The sequence below is a fragment of the Streptomyces sp. NPDC023723 genome (assembly GCF_040639815.1).
In the GTDB taxonomy this organism is placed as follows: domain Bacteria; phylum Actinomycetota; class Actinomycetes; order Streptomycetales; family Streptomycetaceae; genus Streptomyces.
Window position 1 is genome coordinate 14,626 of sequence record NZ_JBFAAP010000006.1, and the last position, 16,599, is coordinate 31,224.

Consider the following 16,599-nt stretch of genomic DNA (forward strand, 5'->3'; position numbering starts at 1 on the left):
CGGTTAAGTTGGTCAGGGGAGAGGGAAGCAAGGGTCATGAGCGTGGTCCTGGATGTTGTCTACATCGCGCTGATGTGCTTCCTCATCGTGCTGATCTTCCGGTTGGTCATGGACTATGTCTTCCAGTTCGCCCGCTCGTGGCAACCCGGCAAGGCGATGGTGGTCGTACTGGAGGCCACCTACACTGTCACCGATCCACCGTTGAAGCTTCTGCGGCGGTTCATTCCGCCGCTGCGTCTCGGGGGCGTGGCGCTCGACCTGTCCTTCTTCGTACTGATGATCATCGTCTACATCCTGATCTCGATCGTGAGCCGGCTGTGAGCGATGAGAGAGATACGGGCTTGCCGAATGCCGACGACTACGTTGAGGTGAAGAGATGCCGTTGACCCCCGAGGACGTGCGGAACAAGCAGTTCACGACCGTCCGCCTCCGAGAAGGCTATGACGAGGACGAGGTCGATGCCTTCCTCGACGAGGTCGAAGCCGAACTGACCCGTCTGCTCCGCGAGAACGAGGACCTGCGCGCCAAGCTGGCCGCGGCCACGCGCGCGGCCGCGCAGAACCAGCAGAACATGCGCAAGCCCCCCGAGCAGCAGGATCAGCAGCAGGGCGGCCACCCCCAGCAGGGCGGGATGCCGCAGCAGGGCGGGATGCCGCAGCAGGGCGGCCACCCCCAGCAGGGCGGGATGCCCCAGCAGGGCGGCATGCCTCAGCAGGGTGGGATGCCGCAGCAGGGCATGCGCGGTCCGGGTGCTCCGGTGCCCGCCGGCATATCGGGCCCGCCGCAGCAGCAGATGGGTGGCCCCATGGGTGGTCCGCCCCAGCTGCCGAGCGGTGCCCCGCAGCTGCCCGCCGGTCCCGGCGGACAGGGCGGCCCGCAGGGTCCCGGCCCGATGGGCCAGGGTCCGGGGCCGATGGGTCAGGGTCCCGGCCAGGGCCCTGGTCCGATGCAGGGACAGATGGGTCCCGGCCCGATGGGCGGTCCCATGGGTGGCCCGCAGGGTCACGGTGGTCCCGGCATGCCCGGTCAGGGTGGTCCCGGTGGCGACAGCGCCGCGCGCGTGCTGTCGCTGGCCCAGCAGACCGCCGACCAGGCGATCGCCGAGGCCCGGTCCGAGGCCAACAAGATCGTCGGTGAGGCGCGTTCGCGGGCCGAGGGTCTGGAGCGGGACGCCCGGGCCAAGGCCGACGCCCTGGAGCGGGACGCGCAGGAGAAGCACCGCGTCGCGATGGGCTCGCTGGAGTCCGCCCGCGCCACGCTGGAGCGCAAGGTCGAGGACCTGCGCGGCTTCGAGCGCGAGTACCGCACGCGGCTGAAGTCCTACCTGGAGTCGCAGCTGCGTCAGCTGGAGACCCAGGCCGACGACTCGCTGGCGCCGCCCCGGACGCCCGCGGCGGCCTCGCTGCCGCCGTCCCCGGCGCCCTCGATGGCTCCGGCCGGTGCGAGTGCGCCGTCCTACGGTGGCAACCAGTCGATGGGTGGTGGGCCGGGCGGGCCGTCCGGGCCGTCGTACGGCGGGCAGCAGCAGATGTCGCCGGCGATGACTCAGCCGATGGCTCCGGTGCGGCCGCAGGGGCCTTCGCCGATGGGGCAGGCGCCGTCGCCGATGCGCGGGTTCCTCATTGACGAGGACGACAACTGAGCGGTGCTGAACGGTAGTACGGCGTTCTAGTCGGCGGCGTTCAGGGCGGGTCCCGGGTTTTTGCCCGGGGCCCGCCTTTTTGCTTCCGGTGTATCGGGTGCGGCCCGGCACCCCTGGACGGGGTGCCGGGCCGCAGTCCGTGTCGGTTATGCCCGTGTCGGTTATGCCTTGCGGAGGTGGAAGGTCAGGGTCAGGCCCTCGTCCGTGAAGGCGTTGCCGTAGGTGTCGTCCGCCGCGCCCTCGGCGAAGTCCGTGGCCAGGACCTCGTCGGCGATCAGGCTCGCGTGGTCGGCCAGGGCGGCGGCGGTGGCCGGGTCGGTGGCCGTCCAGCGCAGGGCGATGCGGTCGGCGACGTCCAGGCCGCTGTTCTTGCGGGCCTCCTGGATCAGGCGGATCGCGTCCCGGGCCAGGCCCGCGCGGCGCAGCTCCTCGGTGATCTCCAGGTCCAGGGCGACCGTGGCGCCGGAGTCGGAGGCGACCGACCAGCCCTCGCGCGGCGTCTCCGTGATGATCACCTCGTCGGGCGCGAGGGTGACCGTCTCGCCGTCGACCGCCACCGACGCCGTGCCCTCGCGCAGGGCGAGGGAGAGGGCGGCGGCGTCCGCGTTCGCGACCGCCTTGGCGACGTCCTGGACGCGCTTGCCGAACCGCTTGCCGAGCGCCCGGAAGTTGGCCTTGGCGGTGGTGTCGACCAGGCTGCCGCCGACCTCGGACAGCGAGGCGAGCGACTCGACGTTCAGTTCCTCGGTGATCTGCGTGCGCAGTTCGGGGGAGAGCGCCTCGAAGCCGGTCGCCGCGATCAGCGCGCGGCGCAGCGGCTGGCGGGTCTTGACGCCGGACTCCGCGCGGGTGGCGCGGCCCAGTTCGACCAGGCGGCGGACCAGGACCATTTGCCGGGACAGCTCCGGGTCGATGGCGGTCAGGTCGGCCTCGGGCCAGGAGGACAGGTGGACCGACTCCGGGGCGCCCGGGGTGACCGGCACGATCATGTCCTGCCAGACCCGCTCGGTGATGAACGGGGTCAGCGGGGCCATCAGCTTGGTGACCGTCTCGACGACCTCGTGCAGGGTGCGCAGCGCCGCCTTGTCGCCCTGCCAGAAGCGGCGCCGGGAGCGGCGCACGTACCAGTTGGACAGGTCGTCGACGAACGCGGACAGCAGCTTGCCGGCGCGCTGGGTGTCGTAGCCCTCCAGGGCCCCGGTGACCTGGTCGGTGAGGGCGTGCAGTTCGGACAGGAGCCAGCGGTCGAGGACAGGCCGGTCGGCGGGGGCCGGGTCGGCCTCGCTCGGCGCCCAGCCGGTGGTGCGGGCGTACAGGGCCTGGAAGGCGACCGTGTTCCAGTAGGTGAGGAGCGTCTTGCGGACGACCTCCTGGATGGTGCCGTGGCCGACCCGGCGGGCCGCCCAGGGGGAGCCGCCGGCCGCCATGAACCAGCGGACCGCGTCGGCACCGTGCTGGTCCATCAGCGGGATCGGCTGGAGGATGTTGCCCAGGTGCTTGGACATCTTGCGGCCGTCCTCGGCGAGGATGTGGCCGAGGCAGACCACGTTCTCGTAGGAGGACCTGTCGAAGACCAGGGTGCCGACGGCCATCAGCGTGTAGAACCAGCCGCGGGTCTGGTCGATGGCCTCGGAGATGAACTGCGCCGGGTAGCGGGACTCGAACAGTTCCTTGTTCTTGTACGGGTAGCCCCACTGCGCGAACGGCATCGAACCCGAGTCGTACCAGGCGTCGATGACCTCCGGCACGCGGGTGGCCGGCTTCGCGCACCGGGGGCACGGGAAGGTGACGTCGTCGATGTAGGGGCGGTGCGGGTCCAGGGCCGACTGGTCGGTGCCGGACAGCTCGGTCAGCTCCGCGCGGGAGCCGGCGACCGTGAGGTGGTCGTCCGCGCAGCGCCAGATCGGCAGCGGGGTGCCCCAGTAGCGGTTGCGGGACAGGGCCCAGTCGATGTTGTTGTCGAGCCAGTCGCCGTAGCGGCCGTGCTTGACGGAGTCCGGGAACCAGTTGGTCTTCTCGTTCTCCTCGAGGAGCCGGTCCTTGATCTGCGTGGTGCGGATGTACCAGGAGGGCTGCGCGTAGTAGAGCAGCGCGGTGTGGCAGCGCCAGCAGTGCGGGTAGCTGTGCTCGTACGGGGTGTGCCTGAAGAGCAGGCCGCGGGCGGAGAGGTCCTCGGTGAGCTGTTCGTCGGCCTTCTTGAAGAAGACGCCGCCGACGAGGTCGAGGCCCTCCTCGAAGGTGCCGTCGGGGCGGACCGGGTTGACCACCGGCAGGCCGTAGGAGCGGCAGACCTTGAAGTCGTCCTCACCGAAGGCGGGGGACTGGTGGACCAGACCGGTGCCGTCCTCGGTGGTGACGTAGTCGGCGTTGACCACGAAGTGGGCCGGCTCGGTGAACTCGACCAGCTCGAAGGGCCGCCGGTAGGTCCAGCGTTCCATCTCGGCGCCGGTGAAGGTCTGGCCGGTGGTCTCCCAGCCCTCGCCGAGGGACTTCGCCACGAGGGGAGCGGCGACGACCACCTTCTCCGCGCCGTTCGTCGCGACGACGTAGGTGACCTCGGGATGGGCGGCGACCGCCGTGTTCGAGACCAGCGTCCACGGCGTGGTCGTCCACACCAGCAGCGCCGCCTCGCCGGCCAGCGGGCCGGAGGTCAGCGGGAAGCGGACGTAGACCGACGGGTCGACGACCGTCTCGTAGCCCTGGGCCAGCTCGTGGTCGGACAGGCCGGTGCCGCAGCGCGGGCACCAGGGGGCGACCCGGTGGTCCTGGACCAGCAGGCCCTTGTTGAAGATCTCCTTCAGCGACCACCAGACGGACTCGACGTACTCCGGGTCCATCGTGCGGTACGCGTCGTCCAGGTCGACCCAGTAGCCCATGCGGGTGGTCAGCTCGGTGAAGGCGTCCGTGTGGCGGGTCACCGACTCGCGGCACCTGGCGTTGAACTCCGCGATGCCGTACGCCTCGATGTCCGGCTTGCCGCTGAAGCCCAGCTCCTTCTCGACCGCCAGCTCCACCGGCAGGCCGTGGCAGTCCCAGCCGGCCTTGCGGGCCACGTGGTAGCCGCGCATGGTGCGAAAGCGCGGGAAGACGTCCTTGAAGACGCGGGCCTCGATGTGGTGGGCGCCGGGCATGCCGTTGGCGGTGGGCGGACCCTCGTAGAACACCCATTCGGGGCGGCCCTCGGACTGCTCCAGGCTCTTGGCGAAGATCTTCTGCTCGTGCCAGAAATCGAGCACCGCGTGTTCGAGTGCGGGCAGGTCGACCTGGGCGGGTACCTGGCGGTACTGCGGCTGCGTAGTCAACGGACTTCCTCCGGCGGACGTGCTGCTTCCGTCGGAGGGACGAGAGCGCTGGGCCCCCGCGGTACCACCCTCCTTGGCTCCCGTGCGCCCTGTGCGCCGGTGAGCCCCCTCATTGGGGTCGCGGCCGGTTCTACTGGCCCCTCGGGGGCTTTCTTCCGGCGGCTCCGGGGTGATCTTCACGTCGCGCTCGCCCCCGGGCTCCCACCGTCCCCGGGTCGCTCTGGGCCGCTCACGCCGCTACTCGTCCCCATCCACGCTTTTCGCTCCGCCCAGTGTACGGCGCCCGGCGGACAGCGGCCCACCGGTTTCCGGCACCGGCATACCTGGCGGGGAGCTGGGCACAACGGATGCAGGTCGGTCGCGCGGGGCGGTGCGCCCCGTTGCCGCGGAGCGGAAGTCGATTTATCGTCCCAGCACGATTCGCGTGCGTGATCACCGTTTGTGAAGGGGCCGCGGCATGGTGGCGAAGAAGACCGCGGCGGGAAAGACCGCGGCGGGCAAGACGCCGGGCGAGCGGACCGCTCCGCGGAAGGCGGCCGCGAAGCAGACCGCCGCCGGGAAGAGCACGGCCGAGAAGGGCACGGCCAAGAAGGGCACGGCCAAGAAGGCGGGTGCGGCCGAGGCCGCGGAGCAGACGGGAGCCACGACGGTGGTTGCGAAGAAGACTCCTGGCACGGCCACGGCGGCCAAGACGGCCGTACCGAAGGCGCGGGGCGGCGTGGTGGAACCCGGGGACCTCGCGGTACGCCCCGGCGAGGACCCGTGGACCCCGGAGGAGGTCGAGGCGGCGCGCGGGGAGCTCCAGTCCGAGGAGACCCGGCTCCGCGCCGAGCTGGACGCCTCCGAACGGGCGTTGCAGGGCCTGATGCGGGACTCCGGGGACGGCGCCGGGCAGGACGAGGCGGACACCGGCACCAAGAACATCACGCGCGAGCACGAGCTGGCGCTGGCGGCCAACGCGCGCGAGATGCTCACCCAGACCGCGCACGCGCTGGAACGGCTGGACGCGGGCACCTACGGACTGTGCGAGAACTGCGGCGAGCCGATCGGCAAGGCCCGGATGCAGGCGTTCCCCCGGGCCACCCTGTGCGTGGAGTGCAAGCAGAAGCAGGAGCGCCGCTGAGCGGTGCCGTACCCTCGTGCTCAGTCGGAAACTAGGTCGAGGGACTCACGTGGCAGAGGCGGAGCGCATCATCGGTACGCCGGACACCCCGGACGCGGCGGCGGACGGGCAGCAGGAGGCCGCCGGTGCCGAGCGGCCCCGGGGCAGGCGCCGGATCGCCGTGCTGTTCGCGGTGGCCGTCTGCGCGTACGCCCTGGACCTGGTCAGCAAGATGCTCGTGGTGGCGAAGCTGGAGCACCACGAGCCGATCGAGATCGTCGGGGACTGGCTGCGGTTCGAGGCGATCCGCAACGCGGGGGCCGCCTTCGGCTTCGGCGAGGCGTTCACGGTGATCTTCACGGTGATCGCGGCGGCGGTGATCGTCGTGATCGCCCGGCTCGCCCGCAAGCTCTACAGCCTGCCCTGGGCGATCGCGCTCGGCCTGCTGCTCGGCGGCGCGCTCGGCAACCTCACCGACCGGATCTTCCGCGCGCCCGGCGTCTTCGAGGGCGCGGTGGTGGACTTCATCGCCCCCAAGCACTTCGCCGTCTTCAACCTCGCCGACTCGGCGATCGTGTGCGGCGGCATCCTGATCGTGCTGCTGTCCTTCCGGGGCCTGGACCCGGACGGAACCGTCCACCGGGACTGAGCGCGTACGGCGGTGTCGGTGCCGTCCGGCATACTCGACCGGGTGAGCACGCTTCCCGAGATCCGTACCCTGCCCGTGCCCGACGGCCTGGAGGGCGAGCGCGTCGACGCCGCCATCTCCCGCATGTTCGGCTTCTCCCGTACCAAGGCCGCCGAGCTGGCGGCGGCGGGGAAGGTGGCGGTCGACGGCGCGGTGGTCGGGAAGTCCGAGCGGGTGCACGGCGGCGCCTGGCTGGAGGTCGAGATGCCGCAGGCGCCGGCGCCGGTCCAGGTGGTCGCCGAGCCGGTCGAGGGCATGGAGATCGTGTACGACGACGAGGACGTGGTCGTGATCGTCAAGCCGGTCGGGGTGGCCGCCCACCCGTCGCCCGGCTGGTCCGGCCCGACCGTGATCGGTGGCCTGGCCGCCGCCGGGTACCGGATCTCCACCTCCGGCGCCGCCGAGCGGCAGGGCATCGTGCACCGCCTCGACGTCGGCACCTCGGGGCTGATGGCGGTCGCCAAGTCGGAGCGCGCGTACACCTCGCTCAAGCGCCAGTTCAAGGAGCGCACGGTCGACAAGCGCTACCACACGCTGGTGCAGGGCCACCCCGACCCGACCAGCGGCACCATCGACGCCCCCATCGGCCGCCACCCGCAGCACGACTACAAGTGGGCGGTCACCGCCGAGGGCAAGCCGAGCGTGACCCACTACGACCTGATCGAGGCGTTCCGCGCGGCCTCCCTGCTCGACGTGAAGCTGGAAACCGGCCGCACCCACCAGATCCGCGTCCACATGGCGGCCCACCGCCACCCCTGCGTCGGCGACCTGACCTACGGCGCCGACCCCACCCTCGGCAAGCGGCTGGGGCTGACCCGGCAGTGGCTGCACGCCGTCCGGCTCGGCTTCGAGCACCCCGGCACCGGCGACTGGGCGGAGTTCGCCAGCGACTACCCGGACGACCTCCAGCAGGCGCTGGACCGGGTCCGGGAGGAGACCTACGCATGAGCCCGGTGCATGAGATACGCGTCGCCGAGGACCTGGCCGACCGGGAGGCGTGCTTCGCGGTGCGCAAGGAGGTCTTCGTCGCCGAGCAGGGGGTCGACGAGGACCTCGAGTACGACGCCCACGACGCCGTGGCCGTGCACGTCCTGGCGGTCCGCGCGGACGGGGTGCCGCTCGGCACCGGGCGGCTGCTGCACGGCGCGGCGGCGGCCGGCCGGACCAACGGGGACGCGGGCGTGGGCTCGCTGGGGCGGCTCGCGGTGACCCGGGCGGCCCGCGGGCTGGGCGTCGGGGCCGCGCTGGTGCGGGCGATCGAGGACGCGGCGCGGGCGCGCGGGCTCACCGCGGTGGACCTGCACGCGCAGACCCACGCCCTCGGTTTCTACCAGCGGCTCGGCTACGAGGCGTACGGACCGGAGTTCCCGGACGCGGGGATACCGCACCGCGCGATGCGACGCGTTCTGTGACCTGAGGTTTCCCGGGGGCCGGTGGGGCAGGCGAAGTGGCAGGGTGGAAGCCTGCCCAGTGATCGCCGAGACCCCACCGGAGCGCTGACCGTGGATCAGTTGGCCCTGTTGTTCGTGCTGTTGCTCGGGGCCCTGCTGAGCGTCCCGGTCGGGGACCGGTTCGGGCTGCCGGCGCCGGTGCTGATGACGGTGCTCGGCATCGTGCTGGCGCTGCTCGACTTCGTGCCCAACGTCGACATCCCGCCCGACCTCATCCTGCCCGCCCTGCTGCCGCCGCTGCTGTACGCGGCGGTGCGGCGCACCTCCTGGCGGCAGTTCGCGGCCAACAAGCGGCCCATCTTCCTGCTGGCCGTCGCGCTGGTCTTCGTCACCATGACCTGCGTGGCGGCCGTCGCCCACACGATCGTGCCGGGCCTCGGCCTCGCCGCCGCCTTCGCGCTCGGGGCGCTGGTCGCGCCGCCCGACCCGGTCGCCGCCACCGCCGTCGCCGGGCAGCTCGGGCTGCCCCGCCGGCTGGTGTCCATCCTGGAGGGCGAGGGGCTGTTCAACGACGTCACGGCGATCGTGCTGTACCACGTGGCCATCGCCGCGGCCGTCGGCGGCACCTTCTCGCCCTGGTCGGCCGGGCTCGACCTGGTGCTGTCCGCCGTGGTCGCCGTCGCCGTCGGCCTGGCGCTGGGCTGGGGCGCCTACAGACTGCTCGACCTGCTGGGCGACGCCACCCTCCAGATCGGGCTGACGCTGCTGGTGCCGTACGCCTCCTACGTGCTGGCCGAGGAACTGCACGGCTCCGGGGTGCTGGCCGTGCTGACCACCGCGATGTTCCTCGCCGAGTACGCCTCCGACGCCGACGACGTGCTGACCCGGCTGGCCGGGCACACCGTCTGGGACGTGGTGGACACCCTGGTCACCGGGGTCGCCTTCGGGCTGATCGGGCTCGAACTGCACAACGCGGTGCGGACCGCGTCCGGGCACTGGGCGGAGCTGCTGGGCTGGGCGGGGGCCGTGGTGGGGGTGGTGATCCTGGTCCGGCTGGTGTGGCTGCTGCCGGCCACCTGGCTGACCAAGCGGCTGCACGCGCAGCGGGACCGCGACGAGGACATCCCGATGAGCCTCAGGGAGACCGTCGTCATGTGGTGGGCCGGGATGCGCGGAGTGGCCTCGGTGGCGCTGGCGCTCGCGATCCCGCTGGAGACGGACGACGGGGCGCCCTTCCCGCACCGCGAGGAGCTCATCTTCATCGCGTTCGGGGTGATCCTGGTGACCCTGCTGCTCCAGGGGCTGACCCTGCCCTGGCTGGTCGGACGGCTCGGGGTGCGGGCCGACACCGAGCAGGAGAAGGAGTTCGAGCGCAACCTCGCCCGGCGCGCGGCCAAGGCGGCCCGGCAGCGGCTGCGGGAGATCGAGACGGTCGAGGAACTCCCCGAGGAGCTGACCGAGCAGATGCTGCGCCGCGCCTTCGACATCGGGATACGGATCAGCCCCGAGATCGGCGACGAGGAACGGCGCGAGGCGCAGCAGCAGCGGGCGCGGCGGATCAAGCGGGTGCGCCGCATCCAGGGCGAGATGCTGAGCGCCGCCCGGCACGAGGTGCTGGCCGCGCGCAGCGAACCGGGCGCCGATCCGGAGATCGTCGACCGGGTGCTGCGGCATCTGGATGTGCGGAGTCTGCGTTAGGAGGGGGCGGCTGGGGGGGGCTTGGGCGTGGTTGTCCGGTGCGGGTGCGCGGGGGCTGGTCGCGCCCACGCGGCGGAGCCGCATGTCGATACGGCCCCGCGCCCCTTGGGGCGTTGCCCGGCCGCCCGTTGTCAGTGGGGTGCGCCCCGGGTGGGCTGGTGGGGGAGGCGGCGCGCCGCTCCGTCGGCGGAGGGCTTGCGCAGGATGTCCCGGCCGGGCGGCGGGGCCGCGTCGGCCGTGTTGACCCGGGGCAGGGCGTACGGGTGCCGGTCGGCCAGCCAGCGGATCATCTGCTCGCGCACCTCCACCCGTACCGTCCAGATGTCGTCCGCGTCCTTCGCCGTCACCAGCGCCCGCACCTGCATGGTGTTGGGGGTGGTGTCGGTGACGGTCAGGTTGTAGGCGCGGCCGTCCCAGGCCGGGCACTGGCGCAGGATGTCGCGGAGCTTCTCGCGCATCGCGTCCACCGGGGCGGTGTGGTCCAGGTACCAGAAGACGGTGCCGGTCATCTGCGGGGTGCCGCGGGACCAGTTCTCGAACGGCTTGGACGTGAAGTACGACACCGGCATGGTGATGCGCCGCTCGTCCCAGGTGCGCACGGTCAGGAAGGTCAGCGTGATCTCCTCGACCGTGCCCCACTCGCCGTCCACCACCACCGTGTCGCCGATCCGCACCATGTCGCCGAACGCGATCTGGAACCCGGCGAACATGTTGCTCAGCGTGGACTGCGCGGCGATGCCGGCCACGATGCCGAGCACTCCGGCCGAGGCCAGCAGCGAGGCGCCGGCCGTGCGCATCTCCTTGAACGTCAGCAGCATCGACGCCACCGCCACCACGCCGACCACCGCGGCCACCACCCGCATGATCAGCGACACCTGGGTGCGCACCCGCCGCACCCGGGCCGGGTCGCGCTGGGCGCGGGCCTGGGCGTAGCTGGAGTACGACGTCTCCACGATCGCCCCGGCGATCCGCACCACCAGCCAGGCGGCCGAGCCGATCAGCACCAGGGTGAGGATGTGCCCGATCAGCGCCCGGTGTGCGGGGAAGACCCGGGCCTCGACGTACGACCCTCTCAGCAGCGCCGCGCAGAGCAGCAGCTGGTAGGGGATGCGGGCGCGGCGCAGCAGCCCCCACAGGGGCGTCTCGTGGTGCCGGTCGTCGGCCTTGCGCAGCAGTCGGTCGGTGGCCCAGCCGATGACCAGCGTCAACAGCACCGAGCCGCCGACCACGATCAGCGGGCGGAGTATGGTCTCCATCCCAGGAACGTAACCGGCAGCGGCGGACCTGAACATGTGGCCCCTGGCCGGCATGTGTGAGATGTCAGACCCTGCTGGCACGATGGGCCCATGAACATCGTGCTCTTTCACTCGACCTTCGGTCTTCGGCCCGCGGTGCGGCAGGCCGCCGACCGGCTGCGCGGCGCCGGTCACCAGGTGTGGACGCCCGACCTCTTCGAGGGACGCACGTTCGACACGGTGGAGGAGGGGATGGAGCACAACGACGGCATCGGCAGGGAGGAACTGCTGAAGCGCGCCGTGCTGGCCGCCGCCCCGTACTCGGAGCGGGGCCTGGTGTACGCCGGGTTCTCGCTCGGCGCGTCCGTCGCGCAGACCCTGGCCCTCGGCGACCACCGGGCGCGCGGCCTGCTGCTCCTGCACGGCACCTCGGACATCGCGCCCAACGCCGCGGTGGACGACCTGCCGGTGCAGTTGCACGTCGCCGAGCCCGACCCGTTCGAGACCGACGACTGGCTCAGCGCCTGGTACCTCCAGATGGGCCGGGCCGGCGCCGATGTGGAGGTCTACCGGTACGCGGGAGCCGGCCACCTCTACACCGACCCGGACCTGCCCGACTACGACGCGGAGGCCGCCGAGGCCACCTGGCGGACGGCGCTCGGCTTCCTCGGCTCGCTCCAGCAGGACGGCGCTCAGACCGGGTCGTAGCCGCGCTCGACCCGCTGGGTGCCGCTGCGGGTGCGGTACGAGCGGGCCCAGGCGGCGGTGGCGGCCGGGTCGGTGCGGTCGGAGAGCACGTAGTAGTCCATCTGCGCCCGCTCGGCGGTGATGTCCAGCACCCCGTAGCCGTGCCGGTCGGTGTCGACCCAGTGGACGTGCCGGTTGGCCGCCCGGATCAGCGGTTCGGCGAGCGCGCAGACCGTGCCCTCGGAGACGTTCACCAGGTCGTCGAGGTTGTCGGAGGTCACCGAGGTGACGACGAACTCGGTGGCCGCGGAGGCGGACAGCGGGTAGGTCCCGGCGTCGACCGGCACGTCGTTGGCCCAGGCCATGTGGATGTCGCCGGTCAGGAAGACGGTGTTGCGGACGGCGTGCGCGCGCAGGTGGGCGAGGAGTTCGCGGCGGTCGTCGGTGTAGCCGTCCCACTGGTCGGGGTTGAGGGCGAGGCCCTCCTTCGGCAGCCCGAGCAGCTCGGCCAGCGGCCTCAGCAGCTCGGCGGAGAGCGCGCCGATCGCGAACGGCGAGATCATCACCGAGTTGCCGACCAGCCGCCAGGTGGTGTCGGAGGCGGTCAGCCCGGCCTTGAGCCAGTCGAGCTGGGCCCGGCCGGTCAGCGTGCGCCCGGGGTCGTCGACGTCGCCGGTGCCGAGCGCGGCCTGCTGGGAGCGGTAGCTGCGCAGGTCGAGCAGGGACAGGTCGGCGAGTTTGCCGAAGCGCAGCCGGCGGTAGGTGGTGCCGGCCAGCGCCGGGCGGACCGGCATCCACTCGAAGTACGCCTGCTTGGCGGCGGCCTGCCGCGCGGACCAGGCGCCCTCGGTGGCCTCGGTGTGGTTCTCCGCGCCGCCGGACCAGGTGTCGTTGGCGAACTCGTGGTCGTCCCAGATCGCGACCACCGGCGCCGTCGCGTGCAGCGCCCTGAGGTCGGGGTCGGTCTTGTGCAGGGCGTGCCGGACGCGGTAGTCGGCGAGGGTGCGGATCTCGTGCGCGGGCGCGGTGGGGCGTACGACGGTGCCCCGGGTGCCGTACTCGCCGGTGCCGTACTCGTAGATGTAGTCGCCCAGGTGCAGCCAGGCGTCCAGGTCGCCGCGGGCCGCGAGGTGGCGGTAGGCGGAGAAGTGCCCGGCCTCCCAGTTGGCACAGGAGACCACGCCGAACCGCAGGCCGGGCACGGCCGCGTCGGCGGCGGGCGCGGTGCGGGTGCGGCCGACGGGGGAGTCGGTGCCGCCGGCGGTGAAGCCGAAGAAGTAGTCGGTGGCCGGGGCCAGGCCGCGGACGTCGGCCTTGACGGTGTGGTCGGCGGCGGCGCGCGCGGTGACGGAACCCCGGGCGACGACGTCCGTCAGCGCCCGGTCGGTGGCGACGGTCCAGCCGACCGGGGTGTCCGGGCCGGTCCCGGAGCCCGGTACGGCTTCGGGGACGGGTGTCACCCTGGTCCACAGCAGGATCCCGTCGGGCAGGGGGTCGCCGGAGGCGACGCCGTGCAGGAAGGCGGGGGCGGCGTCGGCGGCCCCGGCGGGCCGGGCGGCGGCGAGCGGGGCGGCCAGGACGGCGCCGCCGGCGGCTGCCCTGACGACCGTACGGCGGCTCGGCGCGTTCGGTGCGGTGCTGAATCGGCTGGTCACGGGCGGTCAGGCTACTGACCGGTAGGCCCCAAGGGCGGGTGAACCGCGAAAGTTCACCCGCTCTTCGGCGTCACGTCGCCGGGGTCACTTCAGGGCGGCCCCGACCACCGAGGTGAAGTCCTCGGCGGTCATCGGCGCGTTGCCGTCGGAGGTCTGGAGCTGCTTGCCGTCCATCACGAAGCTCGGGGTGCCGGTGACCCCGTCCTTGTTCGTGTTGAAGGTGTTGGACATGGCCAGCGCCCAGGCGTCGTAGGTGCCCTTCTTCACGGCGTTCTGGAACTTGGTGTTGTCCTTCAGCGCCGGAATGGTGTCGGCGACCTTGATCAGGTAGCTGTCGTCCTTGAACTTGTCGTCGGTCTCCTCGGGGTGGTACTTGGTCGAGTAGAGGGCCGACTTGTACTTCAGGAACGCCTCCGGGCTCACGTTCAGCGCGGCGCCCATCGCGCTCAGCGCGTTCTTGGAGCCCTCGCCGTTCGAGCCGACCTCCAGCTTGCCGTCCTCCTCGGTGTCGCCGTCGAGGAAGGTGCCGCCGATGTACTGGACCTTGTACTTGCCGTCCTCGACGTCCTTCTCCAGGGTCGAGCCGGCCGCCTGCTCGAACGCGGCGCAGACGGGGCAGCGCGGGTCCTCGTAGACCTTCAGGGTCTTCTTGGCGCTGTCCTCGCCGATGACGACGGTGGTGCCGTTCTTGCCCGTGGTGTTGGCCGGGGCGACGATCTTCGTCTCGTCGGCCACCGTCTCCCAGTGCGAGGGCTGGTTGGCCTGCACGACGGCGTAGCCGATGCCGCCGGCTATCGCGAGGACGCCGACTATGGAGCAGGCGACGATGATCTGCCGCTTGGCCTTGTCGCGCTTGGCCTGGCGCTCGCGCTCCTGGCGCAGCCGCTCACGGGCGGCCGTCTTCTGCTGCTGGCTGTTTCGCTTGCTCATGGTGGGGTGACTCCGTGGGAGGCGCACACGCGTGTGTGCGGGGCTGGGTAAGGGGGACTGCCGGTGCTCGGCCGGGATCGCGGTCAGGCGAAGACGGCCGGGCGCGGCGGTCCGCGTCGTCCCAGGGAGTGGGCGAGGACGCGGTCGCGGGCGGTGGCGGTGCGGCGGACCGGGGGCGCCGGCCGGCGCGGGGCCGGAACCGGGCGGACGGCGACCGCCGCGAAGGCCAGCAGCAGCGGCCGGAACGTGGTGGCGGTGGCCGCCCGCAGCAGCTGGGCCAGCGCGCGCTCGCCGTGCCGCAGCCACCCGGCGGCGAGCAGGCCGACGCCGATGTGCGCGGCCAGCAGCAGCCAGGAGGTGCCGGGGGCGGCGTGCGCGAGCAGGGCCGCGAGCCGGTCGGTGCCGGCCCCGGTCACCTGGGTCAGCGGGTTGGCCGCGTCGGCGCGCAGCGCGGTGCCGTCGCCGCACAGCACGTCGAGGCCGACCGAGCGCAGCGGACCCGCGACGGGGCCGCCCGCCGGGCCGTAGCAGACGTGCTGGCCGGTGGTGAAGACCGTGTCGGCGGCCAGTTCGAGCGGGATCAGCAGGGCGGCGATCCGCCCGTAGGAGCGCTCCCGCCCTGCCAGGGCGTACGCGATGAGGAACACCCCGGCCCCGACCAGGGCCACCGTGGGCAGCGGCAGCGGGACCCCGGACAGCAGCACGTGCGACGCGGTGCTGAGGGTCACGACGAGTGCCGTGAACAGCGCCGCGCGAACGGCTCTGAGCGGGGTTCCGGATATGTCCATGGCGTAGAGAGTGTGTCACGGGCTCCGGTAAAGGAACCCTAAAGGGTGGCTGTGAGTCACAGGCCGGGGATCCGGCCGTTGCGGAACAGGTCGACGAAGATCTGGTGGTCGCCGCGCGCGCGTGCCCCGTAGGCGTGCGCGAAGTCGACCAGCAGGGGCGCGAAGCCGTCCTCGTCGGCGGCGATCGCCGCGTCGATGGCCCGCTCGGTGGAGAACGGCACCAGGGACTCGCCGGACTGGTCGTCGGCCGCCGCGTGCATCGCGGCGGTGGCCCGGCCGAGGTCCGCGACGACCTCGGCGATCTCCTCCGGGTCGTCGATGTCGCTCCAGTCCAGGTCGACCGCGTACGGCGAGATCTCGGCGACCAGCTGCCCCGCGCCGTCCAGCTCGGTCCAGCCCAGCCACGGGTCGGCGTGCGCCTGGAGGGCGCGCTGGGAGATCACCGTGCGGTGCCCCTCGTGCTGGAAGTAGTCGCGGATCGCCTGGTCGGTGATGTGCCGGGAGACGGCCGGGGTCTGGGCCTGCTTGATGTAGATGACCACGTCGTTCTCCAGGGCGTCGCTGTTGCCCTCGAGCAGGATGTTGTACGACGGCAGCCCGGCCGAGCCGATGCCGATGCCCCGGCGGCCGACCACGTCCTTGACCCGGTAGGAGTCCGGGCGGGTCAGGGACGACTCCGGGAGGGTCTCCAGATAGCCGTCGAAGGCGGCCAGCACCTTGTAGCGGGTGGCCGCGTCCAGCTCGACGCTGCCGCCGCCGGGCGCGAAGCGGCGCTCGAAGTCCCGGATCTCCGTCATCGAGTCCAGCAGCGCGAACCGGGTCAGCGAGCGGGCGTCGCGCAACGCGTCGAGCAGCGGTCCCTGGGCGGTGTCCAGGGTGAACGGCGGCACCTCGTCGCGCTTGGCGCCGGTGGCCAGGGCGCGGATCCGCTCGCGGTAGGCGGTCGCGTACACCGTCACCAGCTCGGTGATCTGCTCGTCGCTGAGCGCCTTGGCGTACCCGATCAGCGCGATGGACGCCGCGAAGCGCTTCAGGTCCCAGGTGAAGGGGCCGACGTACGCCTCGTCGAAGTCGTTGACGTTGAAGATCAGCCGGCCGGTGGAGTCCATGTACGTGCCGAAGTTCTCCGCGTGCAGGTCGCCGTGGATCCACACCCGGCTGGTGCGCTCGTCCAGGTACGGGCCGCGGTCGCTGCCCTCGTGGTCGGCGGCGTCCAGGTCTCGGTAGAACAGCGCGGCGGTGCCCCGGTAGAAGGCGAAGGCCGAGGCCGCCATCTTGCGGAACTTCACCCGGAACGCGGCCGGGTCGGCGGCCAGGAGGTCGCCGAAGGCGGTGGCGAAGACGGCGAGGATCTCCTCGTCGCGGTGCTCGTCGCTGAGCTGCGGGACCGACATCGCGGGGTGCCTCCTGGTGCAGACGGTGCGTGATCTGGCGTGCTGTCCGGATCGGATCTTCCGTCCGGACCAACGTGCGGCGGCGCG

The 16,599-nt window shown here is 72.1% G+C and carries 14 protein-coding genes; 8 read left to right on the top strand and 6 right to left on the bottom strand.

Features of this window, described 5'->3' with window-relative positions:
- Positions 1-36 precede the first annotated feature (36 nt).
- On the top strand, positions 37-321 hold the full coding sequence (locus tag AB0G32_RS09510) for a YggT family protein (protein WP_007448661.1): 285 nt from the start codon (positions 37-39) through the stop codon (positions 319-321).
- 55 nt (positions 322-376) lie between these two features.
- A complete protein-coding gene (locus tag AB0G32_RS09515) occupies positions 377-1,642 on the top strand; it encodes a DivIVA domain-containing protein (RefSeq protein WP_361160592.1) in 1,266 nt (421 codons plus the stop codon).
- A 161-nt stretch (positions 1,643-1,803) separates the two neighbouring features.
- Here AB0G32_RS09515 and ileS read toward each other — a convergent pair whose 3' ends face one another.
- Complete coding sequence (gene ileS, locus AB0G32_RS09520; protein ID WP_361160595.1) at positions 1,804-4,944, bottom strand: isoleucine--tRNA ligase; 3,141 nt, start codon at positions 4,942-4,944, stop codon at positions 1,804-1,806.
- 457 nt (positions 4,945-5,401) lie between these two features.
- On the opposite strand from ileS, the gene AB0G32_RS09525 reads away from it, so the two are divergent.
- From AB0G32_RS09525 to AB0G32_RS09545, 5 genes are all read left to right on the top strand, one after another.
- The gene (locus tag AB0G32_RS09525; RefSeq protein WP_361160598.1) at positions 5,402-6,067 is read left to right on the top strand and encodes a TraR/DksA C4-type zinc finger protein; all 666 of its coding nucleotides are present in this window, start codon (positions 5,402-5,404) and stop codon (positions 6,065-6,067) included.
- Between the two features lie 49 nt (positions 6,068-6,116).
- Complete coding sequence (gene lspA / locus AB0G32_RS09530; RefSeq protein WP_361160601.1) at positions 6,117-6,695, top strand: signal peptidase II; 579 nt, start codon at positions 6,117-6,119, stop codon at positions 6,693-6,695.
- Positions 6,696-6,737: 42 nt separating this feature from the next.
- Positions 6,738-7,682 carry an RluA family pseudouridine synthase gene (locus AB0G32_RS09535; protein ID WP_361160604.1) on the top strand — a complete coding sequence of 315 codons (945 nt, stop codon included), beginning with the start codon at positions 6,738-6,740 and terminating at the stop codon, positions 7,680-7,682.
- A complete protein-coding gene (locus AB0G32_RS09540; RefSeq protein ID WP_361160607.1) occupies positions 7,679-8,146 on the top strand; it encodes a GNAT family N-acetyltransferase in 468 nt (155 codons plus the stop codon). The genes AB0G32_RS09535 and AB0G32_RS09540 overlap by 4 nt, the downstream gene beginning before the upstream one ends.
- Positions 8,147-8,236: 90 nt before the next feature.
- A complete protein-coding gene (locus AB0G32_RS09545) occupies positions 8,237-9,823 on the top strand; it encodes a Na+/H+ antiporter (RefSeq protein WP_361160610.1) in 1,587 nt (528 codons plus the stop codon).
- A 131-nt stretch (positions 9,824-9,954) separates the two neighbouring features.
- Here AB0G32_RS09545 and AB0G32_RS09550 read toward each other — a convergent pair whose 3' ends face one another.
- Positions 9,955-11,079 (bottom strand): mechanosensitive ion channel domain-containing protein, encoded by a 1,125-nt coding sequence (locus AB0G32_RS09550; protein ID WP_361160613.1) that lies wholly within the window; start codon positions 11,077-11,079, stop codon positions 9,955-9,957.
- Positions 11,080-11,169: 90 nt separating this feature from the next.
- Between AB0G32_RS09550 and AB0G32_RS09555 the strand changes: the two genes are divergently transcribed.
- Positions 11,170-11,766, top strand: a complete 597-nt coding sequence (locus AB0G32_RS09555) for a dienelactone hydrolase family protein (RefSeq protein ID WP_361160615.1) — start codon at positions 11,170-11,172, stop codon at positions 11,764-11,766.
- On the opposite strand, the gene AB0G32_RS09560 is transcribed toward AB0G32_RS09555, so the two are convergent.
- From AB0G32_RS09560 to AB0G32_RS09575, 4 genes are all read right to left on the bottom strand, one after another.
- Positions 11,751-13,400, bottom strand: coding sequence for an alkaline phosphatase D family protein (locus AB0G32_RS09560; RefSeq protein WP_361160618.1), 1,650 nt, complete (start codon positions 13,398-13,400; stop codon positions 11,751-11,753). The genes AB0G32_RS09555 and AB0G32_RS09560 overlap by 16 nt on opposite strands.
- Before the next feature lie 84 nt (positions 13,401-13,484).
- On the bottom strand, positions 13,485-14,330 hold the full coding sequence (locus tag AB0G32_RS09565; protein WP_361160621.1) for a DsbA family protein: 846 nt from the start codon (positions 14,328-14,330) through the stop codon (positions 13,485-13,487).
- 83 nt (positions 14,331-14,413) lie between these two features.
- On the bottom strand, positions 14,414-15,118 hold the full coding sequence (locus tag AB0G32_RS09570) for a hypothetical protein (protein WP_361160624.1): 705 nt from the start codon (positions 15,116-15,118) through the stop codon (positions 14,414-14,416).
- Between the two features lie 56 nt (positions 15,119-15,174).
- Positions 15,175-16,512, bottom strand: a complete 1,338-nt coding sequence (locus tag AB0G32_RS09575) for a DUF2252 domain-containing protein (protein WP_361160627.1) — start codon at positions 16,510-16,512, stop codon at positions 15,175-15,177.
- Positions 16,513-16,599 lie beyond the last annotated feature (87 nt).